Below are 13,826 nucleotides of genomic sequence, written 5' to 3' on the forward strand. Positions count from 1 at the left end.
CTTGGACGCCGCCGTCTCGTACCCCACCGTCCTGCTCGGACTGGGGCGCTTCGGCCAGGAGGTCATTGGCCGCACGCTCCAGTCCCTGGAGGCCTCTTCGCCCCTGCTGGGCGTGCTGCGCTGCGAGCCCTCGGGTGTTGCCGCTGGGCTCCAGCCTTTGCTGGAGGAGTTGCTGCGCGCGGGCCGTAGCTCGGGCGAGCGGCGTGATCAGCGGTTGGATGTGATTGCCTTCGGTGCCGCGCTGCAGGGCGGTGACGAGGACCTGCTCACCGCGTGCGAGCAGGCCGCGCGTCTGCTGGCCGAGGGCTACGGAACGATGTTCCCGCCGGACCGGCCGCCGGAGCAGCGCACCGCCACGCTCCACCTCGTGGTGCAGGTGCCGGCGCTGTCCAGTCCCCGAGCCTCCGTGGTCTTCGCGCGGCTGGCTGCCCTCGAGAGTTGGGCGCGGGCCCGTCCCGTGTTCCCCATACTGGCCCGCATCTGGGTCGTGTCCCAGCAGACCGCCGCGGGCACCCTCACCTCCGAGGAGATGGTGTCCACCTGTGCGTCCTTCGCGCTCGGCCTGGTGGCCTCGGGGCTGCGCACCGAGGACGAGGTGTCCCGCCGCATGGCTCACCCGGCGCGTGACGAGGGCCTCGTGAGCTTCGTCTCGCTGGCCTCGGTGGAACTGCCCGAGTCGCGCCTGCGCACCTATGCGGCCGCTCGCGCTGCCTACGACGGGCTTGGCGTGCTGGTGGCGCGTGTCCAGGAGCCCGGGACCGATGCCACTCTGGCCATGGGCGCCGTGTCCGCACTCCATCACGACCGCTGGCTGGCCCCCTTCGTCGAGGGACAGGCCGCTCAGCTCTCCCGGCGTCTCGCTGCTGAGCTGTCTCGTTCCCCGCTGGATTTGCCCGCGGAGATCCGCGTCGGCCCGCTCGATACGCCCGAGGAGATCCGCGCCAATCACTCTGGGCTCTTCAAGCCGGCCTCGGTAGAGACCTCGCCCACCACCGTGGACCAGGCTCGCACCGACGAGACCTTCCGCGCGCTCGATCGTGCCGAGGCCGAGGTGGCCACCTCGGTGGAGCAGGGCATTCAGGCGGTGTTCGATGCCTCGCTCGGGCCGTCGTCGGGTCTGTCCCAGCTCCCCGCCGTCGAACAGGGGCTCAAGCGCGTCATCGCGCAGCTCCACGACGAGCAGGCCCAGGAGGACGCGACCCTGCGGAAGCTGGACCCCTCGCAGCCGCCGGGTCCTCCGGTGGACCCGCACCGCGAGGAGCTGGAGAAGGCCCTGCTGGAGCTGCCCTCGAAGAGGATGGCGCTGGGGGCCGCGGCGGCGCTCGCACTGGCCGTGCTGCTGGGCGTCTCCTTCGGCACGCTGGCGTTCATGAACCGCGCCGCTTCGGTTTCTCCCCAGGCGGGCAATGCGCTTTCGAGCCCGCAGCTCTCGTCAACGGCTACCCCGGTCGCCACGGGCTCCGGCGGGCTTGAGGTCCTACCGTGGATTCTCGGGGTGCTCGTGGCTGCGGGCGCCGGAGGTGGGTGGCTCTACTTCGTCGGCAACCACACTCGGAAGGAAGTGCGCCGCGTGATGAAGCTCCGGCGTGACGCGCTGGAGTCGCTGGTCAGCCGGGGCGGGGGAGGGCGGCGCGCGAAGCAGGCGGAACTGCAACTCGTGGTGCGCCGCAAGCGGGCCCGCCGCGGTGCCATCCTCGCCCTGGAGAACACCGTGGCCCGGCTGCATGCCGTCCGCCATGCGCTGCTGGAGGCGAGGGATCGCAAGCGGCAGGAACTGCTGGCGCTCGGGGTGACTCCGGCCGCCGAGGCCCAGTTGGATGACCTGGGGCCGTTGCTCGGCGCGGGTGGGCTGCTCCATGGCTCGCTCGTGCCTCCGGAGGTCATCAGCCGGTGGATCGCCTCCCGGCGGGAGATTTCGGAGGACCGGGTCTGGGCGGACCGTCTCCTCGAAGGTGCCTGGCCCGAGGGTGGACTGCTCGAGGACGTGCCGTGTGGCGACTCCGCGCGCATCGACGAACTGAGCCGGCGTCAGGTTCAGCCGATGGCCGAGCGCAGCGTGCTGGATGATCAAGAGGGTGGCCAGCAGGCGGCGGACGTGCTGCGCGACTTCGGAGCGCGGATGGGGGCGGTGCTCGCGCCTCCGTGCCAGCCGCTGAACGCGCATGGGGACCCGGTGCTCGGCGTTCGTCCCGGCGAGGGCTTCGTCATCGCTCCGTCGGCGGGGCGCGACACGCTCGATGCCGGTCTCCGGGACATGCCCACGCGGCTCCCCATCCTCTGGTCTCCCTCGAAGGCCGCGCGCGTCATCTTCCTGCGCACCTGGGAGGGCTTCTCCGTGGAAGAGATGTCGCGGGGGGCTCGTGCCACTCCGCAGGCCGTGATGGCCCCGCGAGGTGCGCGATGACCTCCCCATTCCTTGATTTGTGGAACAGGCTGGCGAACGTCGCCTACCAGATGATCTGGGTGCTGGTGTTCGTCACGCCCGTGTTGGCCTGGGCCCTGGCGGCGCTCGTGGTGGGCCCTGGCCCCAACTCTCGCTGGCGCCGAGCCGCCCTCCCCGTGGGCAAGGCTGTCCTCTTCACCTTGGCGCTGGTGCTCGTCACCCGGCTGGTGGAGGCCGCCAGTGCCTCCATGCAGGGCGGACCGCTCGGCTGGCTCAATCACCTCGTTCCGCTGTCCCAGAGCTCGGTTCCAGGTGGGGTCCGGGTGCCGTGGTACTCCGTGCACGCGGTCCTGATGGTGGTCCTGCCCCACGCCGTCGCCTTCCTGCTCGCGACGCTGGTGTTCGCGTTCCAGGAGTCCAACCACAAGAGCCTCTCGTCCTTCCGCGTGCCGCTCGCGGACCCACTGGCGATTGTCCTGGTGGTGGTGCCGGTGCTGGCCCTCGTCGCGGTGAATGCGCCCTGGCAGTTGGAGAAGCCCCGCGTACTGCTCGACCTGGCCGCGGTGTTGCCCATGTTGTGTGTGGCGCTCGCGGTGTGGACGCGCTCCGAGCGCCTCGCTCCCCCGCCCGCCAAAGAAGAAGCTCCTCAGCCTCAGACGCCCGCTCCGCTGCGCGTGGACGTCCCGGGACTGTGGCGGAAGTTGGGCGCCCTCGAGGCCCAAGCGCGTCCGCTGCTCGCGACCCAGGGCGCGGCCAGCGAGGAGCCGGCTCCGGCCTGGAGCGCCGCCGCGTGGCGAGATGCGGGGGCTCTCGGGGCTCCGCCTCGGGCACTGGAGGAGATCGCCAACGCGTGGAGCGCCCCCAACCAGGGCTGGCTGGTGGGAGACCTGCCGGATCCAACGGAGCGCCACTTCCTCACCTCGTGCGTGCTGCTGGCGCTCCAGCGCGAGGGCCTGCCGTGCCTCGTCATCAGCGACGAGCCGGAGGCGCTGCGCGACGCGGTGCTGGAGGCCATCTCGCGCAGTGGCTCGTGGCCCTCGGGACCGCTGCTGGCTGGCGAGGCGGCGATGCGCGAGGCCTTCTCGGGCAACCGGATGCCGGCTGCCGTCTTCCTGGACGTGGAGCAACTGTCCGCCGGAGGCATCCGCGCGCTCTCCGAGATGCGGGGGGGCTGTGGCCGGTTGTGGGCTCGCTCGGTGGGGCTGGTGCTGCTGTCGCGCGTGGACCGTGGGACGCCGCTTGCCTCCACGCACCGCATGTTCACCTTGAGGCGGCTGGAGCTGGCGCTGTCGGCGGCCGGGGCTCGTTGGAGCGTGCTGGCCACGGGCGTAGGTGGCGCGGGCACGCGGGGGCTGGTGGAGCAGATGTTCCCCGGTATCTCCGTGCGCGAGGTGCCCTTCACTCCACGCAATGCTGCGCCCGTGCGCGTCTGGCGCGTGGTCGAGGGCTTCCGCTCTCAGCCCGGGACGCCGTGGGTGCGCCGGGCCCTGGAGCCGGTGGTAGGGGCGAAGCTGCCCGCCGCGGTGGGAGATCCGGGCGGAGCGTTCGACCTCAAGGCGGTGGACTTCTGGGGCGGCGAGCTGCGCTTCGTCCGCGACGTGTCCCTCTTCGGCGTGGCCTCCGTAGGCACGCTGGACGAGGCGTGGCTGGTGGCTGCATATCGGGCGCTCGCCCATCGGGTGCCGCTGGCGGATGGGCAGACCCATGACGCGCTCTGGGGCCTGGCCGACAACCCGGTGACGCGCTTCCTCACGCGCGATGGCAACCTGGACGGGCTGTCGCGCCACGGCATGTTGATGCCGCCGCGAGCGCTCGTGGGCTACCACAACGGCGCGCTGGCCACGGCCCACCTCAAGGCCGCCATGCAGGAGGGCTCGCAGGACGTGGAGTCCCTGGCGGCTGTCTTTGGCCGCTCGCGCGTGGAGCAGGTGCTGGGGCCGAAGTTCCGGCCCGAGCGCCACGTGGTGCGTCTGGCCGCGGGCCGCCAGCCCGTGCGCAGCCCTGTCGTCCCGGCGGGAGTGGCGGAGGTCGTCAACCCGCTGCGGCGCACCGTGAGCGAGCAGGTGGTGCGCGTGCTCGATGTGCACAGCGGCCAGCTCCTCACCGAGGTGGATCGGCTGGTGGTGGAGACGCGCTACTACCCTGGCCGGGTGTTCGCCGTGGGAGATGCGCGCTACGAGGTGCCGCTGCACTCGCTGGACACCAAGCGCAACGAGCTGCGCGTCAAGCCGGTGCCCAACGACCGGCCTCTCACGAAGCCGCAACTGCGCATCCAGTTCGAGTCCGCCACCGTGGTGGAGTCTCCTCAGACGGTGCGCACCGGGCGGTGCGTGTACCAGGTGTGCACCTTGGACGCGACGGTGGTGGAGAGCGTCACCGGTTACTCGCAGGTGGGGCGCCAGGGCCGGGTGGACGTGGGCGCGGTGAGCTGCCGCTACCGCACTCGGGTGCGAGGTGTCTTCTTCCCCGCGGCCACCTCGCCTCAGGTGCTCGTCCACCTGGCGCGCTCGGCGGACGGGGTGCTGGTGGCGCATCTGCTCTCCAGCGATGAGGACATGGACGTGGTGCCGGTGGGGCCGGGCATGTTCCCGGACGCCCCGGCTGGCATCGTCGTGGTGGATCGGCACCTCCAGGGCATGGGCGTGGCCGAGGCGTTGGACCTGGCGCTCATCGACGACACGTTCAAGTGGGTCCGGGCCATCCTGGCCAACTGCAAGTGCGCCAACGGGTGCCCCGAGTGCACGCCCCAGGACGTGCTCGCGTCAGGCCCCGACAAGTCGGGCGTGCTCGGGCTGCTGGGATAGGCGGATGCAATCGCCAGGACGGGTAAGCGTATGCGTGATGACATGAACCTCCTCCAGCCGGGAACGCAGCTGGATGGCCGCTATGAGGTGGTCCGGCTGCTCGGGCAGGGCGGCATGGCCGCCGTGTACGAGGTGCGCCACCTCGGGCTGCACAGCACGCACGCCCTGAAGGTGCTCAACGAGGACCTGGCGCGCAACGACGACATCCGCGGACGTTTCCTCGCCGAGGGCCGCATCCAGGCGCGCTTCCGCCACCCCCACATCGTCCAGGTGACGGAGATCGTCACCACCCCGGTGGCCGGCCTGGTGATGGATTACATCGAGGGCCCTACGCTCGGTGAGTTCTGCCGCGGCCAGGGGCTGGAGCCGCGGTTGCTCCTGGAGGTCTTCCTGCCGGTGCTGGACGCCATGGAGGAGGCCCACAAGCGCGGTGTCGTCCACCGAGACCTCAAGCCGGACAACATCATCATCGGCAAGGACAGCCGGGGCCGGCTCCAGCCCATGGTGACGGACTTCGGCATCGCCAAGCTGGTGGAGGAAGGCCCGGACGGCAAGGCGCGCACCCAGGCAGGCGCTCGCATGGGCACGCTGCTGTACATGAGCCCGGAGCAGATTCGTGGGGCCGGTGAGGTGGACTCGCGCACGGACATCTTCGCGCTGGGTGCCATCCTCTACGAGGCCGCCACGGGTCGGGTTGCCTTCCACGCGTCGAGCGACTACGACACGATGAAGCGAATCGTGGAGGGGACCTACGAGCCCCCCGAGCGCGTGGTCGGTGGCCTGCCTCCCGTCATCGCCGGTTGTATCCGCAAGGCGTTGGCCGTGGACCCCGCCGAGCGCTTCCAGGACTGCGTCGCCTTCCGCGAGGCCCTGGAGAATGCGCTCGACGCCAACGCGCAGGTGCCTCAGAAGCCGTCCCGCTCCTACGCGGTGACCCAGGTGGAGAACCCTCCGGTGAGGGCTCCCTCCGCGCCGGCCACGGGGGGGACGCCCGCGTCCAACCCGGCCGCCTTCGCGCCGACCCACGTCCCGAATACCGGGCGGTTCCCGGCGATGGCCACCCCTCCGCCGGCTCCGGCTCCCCCAGCCCCTGCTCCTCCGGCCCCTGTGCCGGTGTCTCCCGCACCGGTTCAGCGCGCTCCGGTCAACACGGTCCGGGTGAGCCCGCAGCAGGTGGCTCAGGCCACGCCGGGGGCGGTGTCCCGCCCCAGTGGTTCGCCCATCCTGGCCGGGTTCCTGAGCTTGTTGTGCCTGTCCGGGTTCGGGCAGCTCTACAACGGCCAGATGGGCAAGGGCGTGCTCGGCCTCGTCGGGTCCATCGTCCTGTTCTCGAGCCTCGACTCCACCGGTCCTGGAGGCGCGTGCTTCTGGCTCATCTGGTACACCGCGTTCATCGTGGACGCCTGCATGATTGCCGCCAAGCGTCAGCGCGGGAAGCAGGTGGGTCCCTGGGAGTTCTTCTAGGAGGAGCAGGGTCGCGTCATGTTGAGCCCGGGGAATGTGGTCGAGCGCTATGAGGTGGAGCGCGAGCTGGGCGGCGGCGGCATGGCGCGCGTCTATAAGGTGCGCCACGTGGCCCTGGGCAGCGTCCATGCGCTCAAGGTGCTGGACCCCGAGCTGGTGGGCAACGCGGAGCTGCGCGCCCGCTTCCTGGACGAGGGCCGCATTCAGGCGCGCCTGAGGCATCCGAACATCCTGGTCATCACGGACGTGGTCGTGGCGCCCGGCGTCGCGGGCCTCGTCATGGACTACCTGGAGGGGGAGTCACTCGACAAGTACCTGGCCCGTGCGCGGCGGCCTCCGGATGCGGACGAGGTGCGAGACATCTTTCTACAGGTGCTCGCGGCCATGGGGTTCGCCCATGAGCACGGCGTCATCCACCGGGATCTCAAGCCCTCCAACATCTTCCTGGAGCAGGTGCACGGCCGGCGAGTGGTGCGCGTGCTCGACTTCGGCATCGCCAAGGTGTCCGACGCCGAGGGCCGGCCGGTGACGCGCACGGGCTCGCGCATGGGCACGCCGCAGTACATGAGCCCGGAGCAGATCCGCTCAGCGGAGGATGTCACCGTCCGCTCGGACATCTTCTCGCTCGGCGTCACCCTCTACGAGCTGGCCACCGCTCAGCCGTGCTTCCAGGGCGAGAGCGACTTCAACATCATGGAGAGGATTGTCCGGGCGGAGTTCGTGCCACCGGACGTGGTGCACCCGGGCCTCGAGTCGGGGCTCCGCTCGGCCATCCTCCGGGCCATGGCCCTGGAGCCAGAGCGGCGCTTTGCCTCGTGCCGGGAGTTCTCCGCCGCGCTGGTGGAGGAGGCCCCGGCCGTGCCTCGGGCGGCGACGCCTCTGCGTGTTCCCGTGACGCGCATCCCCGTGTCTGGTCCGCGGGGGCCAGAGCCCGAGGCTCCTGCCAGGACGAATCCTCGGGTGGTGGACGCGCTCGCCGCAGAGGCCTGGCCTGCGCGAGCAGTGCCGAGCACCCCGGTGCCGGCTCCTGCCGTCGAGAGACCCAGTCCCGAGCCCAGGCCTCAGCCCGTTCAGGCTCCTGCCGCCCGTGTCGTGGAGGATCGTCCGGAGCCGCCCGCGCCTGCCCGCCTCGCAGAGCCGAAGCCCGCCGCTCCCATCGAGAAGAAGGCTCCGAAGCTCGCGAAGAAGCCCGCGCCTCCCTCCCCGGAGAAGACGGAGGAGAAGGAGGAAGAGGAGGGTGCACCTCGCCGCAAGCCCTGGCTCTGGGTGCTGATCTTCGCGCTCGCGGGGTTGTTGGCCCTGTTTGGCCCGGGGCTCATCGGGATGCTCCTGGGGGGCTCGACGAGCTCGCCCGCGCCGAAGGGAACGCAGGGCGGTGCTCCGGTGCACCGAGGGGTCAGGAAGTAGCGCTGGCGAGGCCTCACGCGCCCTGGAGCTCCTTCGCGGTGGCGAGCACCTCCTCCACCACCGTCTGGACGTCCTGCGCCGTGGTGCGGTGGTTCACGAAGCAGGCGCGCAGGGCGAAGCGTCCCGACAGCGTGGCGTTGGAGAGGTAGACACGGCCGCGCGCGTTGAGGCGCGCCATCAGCCGCGTGTTGAAGGCATCTCGCTCGTGCTCGGCCAGGCCCGCGATGTAGCGGAAGCACACCGCGCTCAGGGGCACGGGCGCGAGCAGCTCCAGCTTCGGCTCCGCCCGCACGAGCTCCGCCAGCCGTTGAGCATTCTCCAGGTCCTTGCGGATGGCCTCCCGGAAGGCGCGCAGCCCGTGGTAGCGCACCGAGAGCCAGGGCTTGAGCGCGCGGGCGCGGCGAGAGAGCTCCAGGGACTCGTCGAAGAAGGCGAAGCCCTCCACGGCATCCGTGCTCAGGGTGCGCACGTAGTCCCCGGAGAAGGAGAAGGCGCGGCGCGCGTCGGTGGCGTCCCGGTAGAGCAGCACTCCACAGTCCACCGGCTGGTAGAGCCACTTGTGCGCGTCCATCGAGAGCGAGTCCGCCAGTGCGAGGCCCTCGAAGCGCTCGGGGACGGCCAGTGCGGCGAGGGCTCCGAAGGCCCCGTCCACGTGCATCCAGAGCCCATGCCGTCGGGCGATGGTCGCCACGTCCTTCAGGGGATCCACCGCGCCGGTGTTGACGGTGCCCGCGGTGGCGACGATGGCCAGCGGGCGCCTGCCGGCGGACACGTCCTCGGTGATGGCGCGCTCGAGAGCCTCGGGGCGCATCCGCCACTCGGAGTCCGTGGGGATGAGGCGCAGATTTCTTCGTCCCAGTCCGAGCAGTGCCAGGGCCTTGGGGATGGACATGTGTACTTCGGTGGAGGCGTACACCACCCCCGAGGGCGAGCCCTGCTCGTTGGCCGGGGCCTTCGCCTCGCGCGCCAGGGTCAGGCCCATGAGGTTGGCCGAGGAGCCCCCGCCCGTGAGACTCCCGGTGAAGCCGGGGCAGCCCACCGCGGCCGCCAGTCCTCGCACCACCGCACGCTCCATGCTCACCAGCGAAGGGGCCGAGCGCCACGCGGTGACGTTCTGGTTCAGCACGCTCGCGAGGTAGTCGCCCAGCGCTCCCACGGGCTCGCCCGAGCCAAGCACGTACGCGAGGAAGCGCGCATTGCCCGCGCGGGCTCCTGCCATCACCGCGCCCAATGCATCGAGCGCCGCGTCCTTCAGGCCCTCTTCGGGCAAGCCCTCGGCGAAGAGGGCCTCGGTGGCATTGCCCGTGGTGGCGGGGGCGATCGCGCGCGTGTCCAACTCTGCGAGCCATTGCTCAGCGAGGGTGGAGACACGGGAGGCCAGGCGCCGGAAGTCGTCGGGAGTCAGCTCGAGCGGATTCATCGGGCGGCACTCATACCAGATTGCCCTTATCCCCTTTTCGTCCCCTGGGTTGCCCATGGCCTCCAAGGGCATGAGCACTCTCTGGTTGGTTCCAGGTAACGCTCCTGGGTTGTCGTTCCCGGTGGCGTTCGATGGAATGGGGCGGCGGGGCAACTCCTCCAGCCCCATTGCGGCTCGGGATGTGCGCGTGCCCCGCTCGGCGATGCTCGGCACGGACGGGGGCGGGTTCGACATCATGATGAACAACGTGCTGCCCCACTTTCAGGTGCTGGGCTCCAGTTGCTACCTGGGCATCGAGCGGCACTTCCCTCGCGGCGGACCTACAAGGGCTACCCCAATGCCCTGGAGACGTTGCCGGAGGGCGCTTCCGAGGTGCCCTGCTTCTTCGGAGAGGCCCCCGATGCCAACTCGCGCGGGAACGTGGCCCGAGTGGCCCTCGCGGTGCCTGGGGGCGGGGAGAATCCGCCACCGCATGAGGAAGAGCCCATGCCTGAGCCGGAGCCCGGCGAGCTCCTCTTTGGCGACACCTTCCCGCGCACCTCGTCGAACAGCCTCGGGAGTGACCTTTCGCGCAAGTTTCACCGCACCCTCTCCGCGCGTGCGCAAATCTTGCACCATGGAGGCTGTATTTCCGGGTAAGAGGCTCATGGCCCAGGAATTGAAATCAGGACGGACCATGGAACGCGCGGCGGAAAGAACGGTGGAAGGTGGCATGGGCGCCCGGTCCTGGCTGCTCATCGCGCTGGCCTCGTGCGTGGGGATCGCCCTGGGTATCGGCGGCTTCACCTTCACGTACGCGAAGGGCTACGCGTACCTCACCAACGACCCCGCCGCTTGCGCCAACTGCCACGTCATGCACGAGCAGTACGACGGCTGGATGAAGTCGAGCCACCACTCGGTAGCCACCTGCAATGACTGCCACACGCCGCCGGGCCTGGTCGGCAAGTACGCGACCAAGGCGTCCAATGGCTTCTGGCACTCGTTCTATTTCACCACCGGCAACTTCCACGAGCCCATCCAGATTCGCCCCGGCAACCGGGTGGTGACGGAGCAGGCGTGCCGGAAGTGCCACAGCGAGATGGTGGAGGCCCTCGAGGCCCCCCACGGCGCTGAAGAGACCTCGTGCCTGCGTTGCCACAACTCGGTAGGCCACCCGGAAGGTAAGGGCCAGAGCGCGCAGCGGTGAGGAGAGCCAAGACCATGAGCAACCCAACGACACAGCCCGAGCAGAGGAGCCTCAAGACACGGCTCGTCCTCCTCACGGCCATTGTCTCCGCCGCGGGAGCGGTGGCGGCCACGGCCCTGCTGGTGAACATCTCCGAGCGCAAGCAGGAGGCGCGCAATCCCTTCTACCGCGTCGTCGAGCTCACGGACGAGACGGTGGACCCGGCCGTCTGGGGCAAGAACTTCCCGCTGCAGTACGACGACTACAAGCGCACGGTGGACCAGGTGCGCACGAAGTACGGCGGGAGCGAGGCGGTGCCGCACACGCCCACCGCGGCGGATCCTCGCTCGGTGGTGGCCCAGTCGCGCATCGAGGAAGACCCGCGGCTGAAGACGATGTGGGCCGGCTACGCCTTCGCCGTGGACTTCCGCGAGGAGCGCGGCCACGCGTACATGCTGGAGGACCAGACGTTCACGGAGCGGCAGCACGTGACGAAGCAGCCGGGCACGTGCATGCACTGCCACGCCTCGGTGTACGTGCCCTACAAGAAGCTGGGGGACGGGGACCTCATCAAGGGCTTCGAGAAGATGAACCAGATGCCCTACGTGGAGGCGCGCAAGCTGGTGGAGCATCCGGTGGCGTGCATCGACTGCCATGACCCGGGGACGATGGCGCTGCGGGTGACGCGTCCCGGCTTCATCGAGGGCATGCGCGCGTTCAAGGAGGGTCAGGGCATTCCCAACTACGACGTGAACGCCCAGGCCACGCGCCAGGAGATGCGCTCGTACGTCTGCGGCCAGTGCCACGTCGAGTACTACTTCAAGGGCCCGGAGAAGCGGCTGACGTACCCGTGGGCCAAGGGCCTGAACATCGACAACATCATGGCCTACTACGAGGAGAACGGGCACAAGGACTGGGTGCACGCCGAGACGGGCGCGCCGGTGCTCAAGGCCCAGCACCCCGAGTTCGAGATGTACAACCAGGGCATCCACGCCCGCTCGGGAGTGGCGTGCGCCGACTGCCACATGGCCTACAAGCGCGAGGGGGCGATGAAGATCACCGACCACCACGTGCGCAGCCCGCTGCTCAACATCAACCGCGCCTGCCAGACGTGCCACAAGTGGTCCGAGCAGGAGCTCCTGGGCCGCGTGGAGACCATCCAGTCGCGCAACCAGAAGCTGCGAGGGACGGCCATGGATGCACTGGTGGACCTCATCCAGGACCTGAAGGCGCGCAAGCTGGCGGGGGCCACCGATGTGGAGCTGGCCGAGGCCCGGGGCTTCCAGCGCAAGGCCCAGTTCTACCTGGACTTCGTGGAGGCGGAGAACTCCAGCGGCTTCCACGCGCCGCAGGAGGCGGCCCGCATCCTCGGTGACTCCATCAACTACTCGCGGCTCGGCCAGAAGGCGCTGAGCAAGCCGCAGGCGGCCACACCGAAGAGCGAGTGAGCGCTATCAGCCAGTGGCCTGTTCGGTGCTGGTGCTGAGCTCGACGGCCTGGAGCAGGACGGGCCAGAAGTGCGTCGCCATCCGCTGGTAGCCGGTGTCCGAGGGGTGGAAGCCATCGGCCGAGAAGTAGTCGGGGCTGCCTGGCAGCTCCTGGAGGCTGGGGCTGTGGAGGTCCACGCCGAGGAGTCCATGGCGGGCCACCACGCGGGCCACCGCCTCGTTGAAGGCGGCGATACGCTGGGAGATGAGCTGGAGCGGAAGGAAGTGCGTCGCCAGCCGCGCCACGGGGGCGAGCGACATGTCCGGCAGGTTGGCCAGCACCACCGGGGCGCCTGTGGCCGTGAGGCCGCGCGCCAGTTGGTCGAGGTTGGACTCGAACTGGTGGGGATCCACGCCGCGCCACAGGTCGTTGATGCCTACCGCGAGCGTTAGCACATGGGGGCGGGAGCGGGCGGCCTTGGGGAGCTGTCCGGAGAGGACCGTGGCGCTGGTGGCTCCGCTCACGCCCAGGTTGAGCAGGCCCACCCCCGTGCGGGTATGGCGCAGCCGCTGGAAGAGGTGCTCGACGTAGCCACCGCTGCGCGAGCCCACTCCGACGGCGGAGGAGTCGCCCAGGGCCACGTATCTCAGGGAGAGTGCGCTCATGAGGTGGTCTCCATAGCGGCCAGGAGGCGGCTTCGCAGCGCCATCCGCCTGCTTGCTCCACGAGCGGGCGGTGGAGGCCCCGCCGGGCGGCTCGGGTGTGCTCTATTCCAGCGCGATGACGCGTCCTTCGATTGCCTTCCTGGGCCTTGGCTCCGCGCTGCCGGAGCGGGTCCGCACCAGTGCTGACCCCATCTTCGATCGCATCCGAGAGGCCGCTCGGGCGCAGGGGCTGTCCGAGGCCTCGCTCTTCTACGGTAACCGCGAGCACCGATGTTTGGCCCCGGGTGAGTCGCTGGCCTCTCTCACGGCGAAGGCGGGGCGCGCGGCGCTGGAGGACGCAGGGGTGCGGCCGGAGCAGGTGGATCGGCTCTATGGCTACGTCTCCGTGTCCGAGTACCTCTCTCCCAATGAGCTGTACCAGGTGCACCGGGAGGTGGGCCTGGGCTCGCACGCGCTGGTGGTGCCGGTGCAGGCCGACTTCGGCAACTTCGTCATGGGGACGGTGCTGGCCTGGGAGGCGATGCTCGCCGGGCATTCGGAGCGGGCGCTCGTGGCCGTGGGGGCCGGGTGGACGCGCAACGTGGACTACGCGCAGGGCCACGCTTTCGGCATCGGTGACGGGGCGGGCGCGGCCGTACTGGGCGCTGGTGAGCGGCTCGTCCTGGTGGACTACGCCGCCGACACCTTCAGCGACGAATACGGGGCCATGACGATGCGCCCCCGCTCCGAGGCGGGCTTCAACACCCCGGTGTACGGGCTCGAGCCCTCCCGGGGCCTGCAGGCCTTCCTGCACACCGGCATGGAGGGTCCGCCGCGGCTCGTTGAGCGACTGCTGCGCAAGCACGGGCTCACCGGGGACGACATCACCCTCGTGTCACATCAGGCCACGCGCAAGCTGCTGGACCACTGGAACGAGAAGATCCGTCCGCGCGAGTACCTGCACACGCTCGAGGACTGCGGCAACATGGTGATTGCCTCCATCCCCGTCACCCTGGCCCGCTACCACCGGGAGCTGCGAACGAAGTACCTCGTGCTCTTCGGTATCGGCATCGGCGCGCACCAGGTGGCGCTCCTGGTGCGAGTGTAGGTC

At 70.0% G+C, this 13,826-nt stretch carries 9 protein-coding genes; 7 read left to right on the top strand and 2 right to left on the bottom strand.

What is annotated here, in order from left to right; all coding sequences use genetic code 11:
* The first annotated feature begins 1 nt into the window (after position 1).
* The 4 genes from OV287_RS16910 to OV287_RS16925 are packed head-to-tail and all read left to right on the top strand — an operon-like array spanning position 2 to position 8,058.
* The gene (locus tag OV287_RS16910) at positions 2 to 2,404 is read left to right on the top strand and encodes a hypothetical protein (protein ID WP_267535064.1); all 2,403 of its coding nucleotides are present in this window, start codon (positions 2 to 4) and stop codon (positions 2,402 to 2,404) included.
* Complete coding sequence (locus OV287_RS16915) at positions 2,401 to 5,187, top strand: MrfA Zn-binding domain-containing protein (protein ID WP_267535065.1); 2,787 nt, start codon at positions 2,401 to 2,403, stop codon at positions 5,185 to 5,187. The genes OV287_RS16910 and OV287_RS16915 overlap by 4 nt, the downstream gene beginning before the upstream one ends.
* Positions 5,188 to 5,217: 30 nt before the next feature.
* On the top strand, positions 5,218 to 6,651 hold the full coding sequence (locus tag OV287_RS16920) for a serine/threonine protein kinase (protein ID WP_267535066.1): 1,434 nt from the start codon (positions 5,218 to 5,220) through the stop codon (positions 6,649 to 6,651).
* Positions 6,652 to 6,669: 18 nt separating this feature from the next.
* Positions 6,670 to 8,058, top strand: a complete 1,389-nt coding sequence (locus OV287_RS16925) for a serine/threonine-protein kinase (protein ID WP_267535067.1) — start codon at positions 6,670 to 6,672, stop codon at positions 8,056 to 8,058.
* Between the two features lie 13 nt (positions 8,059 to 8,071).
* Here the strand turns inward: OV287_RS16925 and OV287_RS16930 are convergent, their stop codons facing one another.
* Entirely contained in the window at positions 8,072 to 9,478 is a 1,407-nt protein-coding gene (locus OV287_RS16930; protein WP_267535068.1) for a pyridoxal phosphate-dependent decarboxylase family protein, read from the bottom strand.
* 712 nt (positions 9,479 to 10,190) lie between these two features.
* Here OV287_RS16930 and nrfH point away from each other — a divergent pair.
* Both nrfH and OV287_RS16940 read left to right on the top strand, forming a co-directional pair.
* Entirely contained in the window at positions 10,191 to 10,664 is a 474-nt protein-coding gene (gene nrfH, locus OV287_RS16935; protein ID WP_267535069.1) for a cytochrome c nitrite reductase small subunit, read from the top strand.
* 14 nt (positions 10,665 to 10,678) lie between these two features.
* Positions 10,679 to 12,091 (top strand): ammonia-forming cytochrome c nitrite reductase subunit c552, encoded by a 1,413-nt coding sequence (locus tag OV287_RS16940; protein WP_267535070.1) that lies wholly within the window; start codon positions 10,679 to 10,681, stop codon positions 12,089 to 12,091.
* A gap of 6 nt (positions 12,092 to 12,097) precedes the next feature.
* Here the strand turns inward: OV287_RS16940 and OV287_RS16945 are convergent, their stop codons facing one another.
* Positions 12,098 to 12,736, bottom strand: coding sequence for an SGNH/GDSL hydrolase family protein (locus tag OV287_RS16945; RefSeq protein WP_267535071.1), 639 nt, complete (start codon positions 12,734 to 12,736; stop codon positions 12,098 to 12,100).
* Between the two features lie 70 nt (positions 12,737 to 12,806).
* Here OV287_RS16945 and OV287_RS16950 point away from each other — a divergent pair, with 70 nt between their 5' ends.
* The gene (locus tag OV287_RS16950; protein WP_267535072.1) at positions 12,807 to 13,823 is read left to right on the top strand and encodes a 3-oxoacyl-[acyl-carrier-protein] synthase III C-terminal domain-containing protein; all 1,017 of its coding nucleotides are present in this window, start codon (positions 12,807 to 12,809) and stop codon (positions 13,821 to 13,823) included.
* The last annotated feature ends 3 nt before the right edge of the window (positions 13,824 to 13,826 follow it).

Source organism: Archangium lansingense (assembly GCF_026626635.1).
Lineage (GTDB): Bacteria > Myxococcota > Myxococcia > Myxococcales > Myxococcaceae > Archangium > Archangium lansingense.

What these genes read in the sequence shown, in the direction of transcription:
- OV287_RS16915 (WP_267535065.1), top strand. Translation starts at nt 2,401, where the DNA reads ATGACCTCCCCATTCCTTGATTTGTGGAACAGGCTGGCGAACGTCGCC.
- OV287_RS16920 (WP_267535066.1), top strand. Translation starts at nt 5,218, where the DNA reads ATGCGTGATGACATGAACCTCCTCCAGCCGGGAACGCAGCTGGATGGC.
- OV287_RS16925 (WP_267535067.1), top strand. Translation starts at nt 6,670, where the DNA reads ATGTTGAGCCCGGGGAATGTGGTCGAGCGCTATGAGGTGGAGCGCGAG.
- OV287_RS16930 (WP_267535068.1), bottom strand. Translation starts at nt 9,478, where the DNA reads ATGAATCCGCTCGAGCTGACTCCCGACGACTTCCGGCGCCTGGCCTCC.
- nrfH (WP_267535069.1), top strand. Translation starts at nt 10,191, where the DNA reads ATGGGCGCCCGGTCCTGGCTGCTCATCGCGCTGGCCTCGTGCGTGGGG.
- OV287_RS16940 (WP_267535070.1), top strand. Translation starts at nt 10,679, where the DNA reads ATGAGCAACCCAACGACACAGCCCGAGCAGAGGAGCCTCAAGACACGG.
- OV287_RS16945 (WP_267535071.1), bottom strand. Translation starts at nt 12,736, where the DNA reads ATGAGCGCACTCTCCCTGAGATACGTGGCCCTGGGCGACTCCTCCGCC.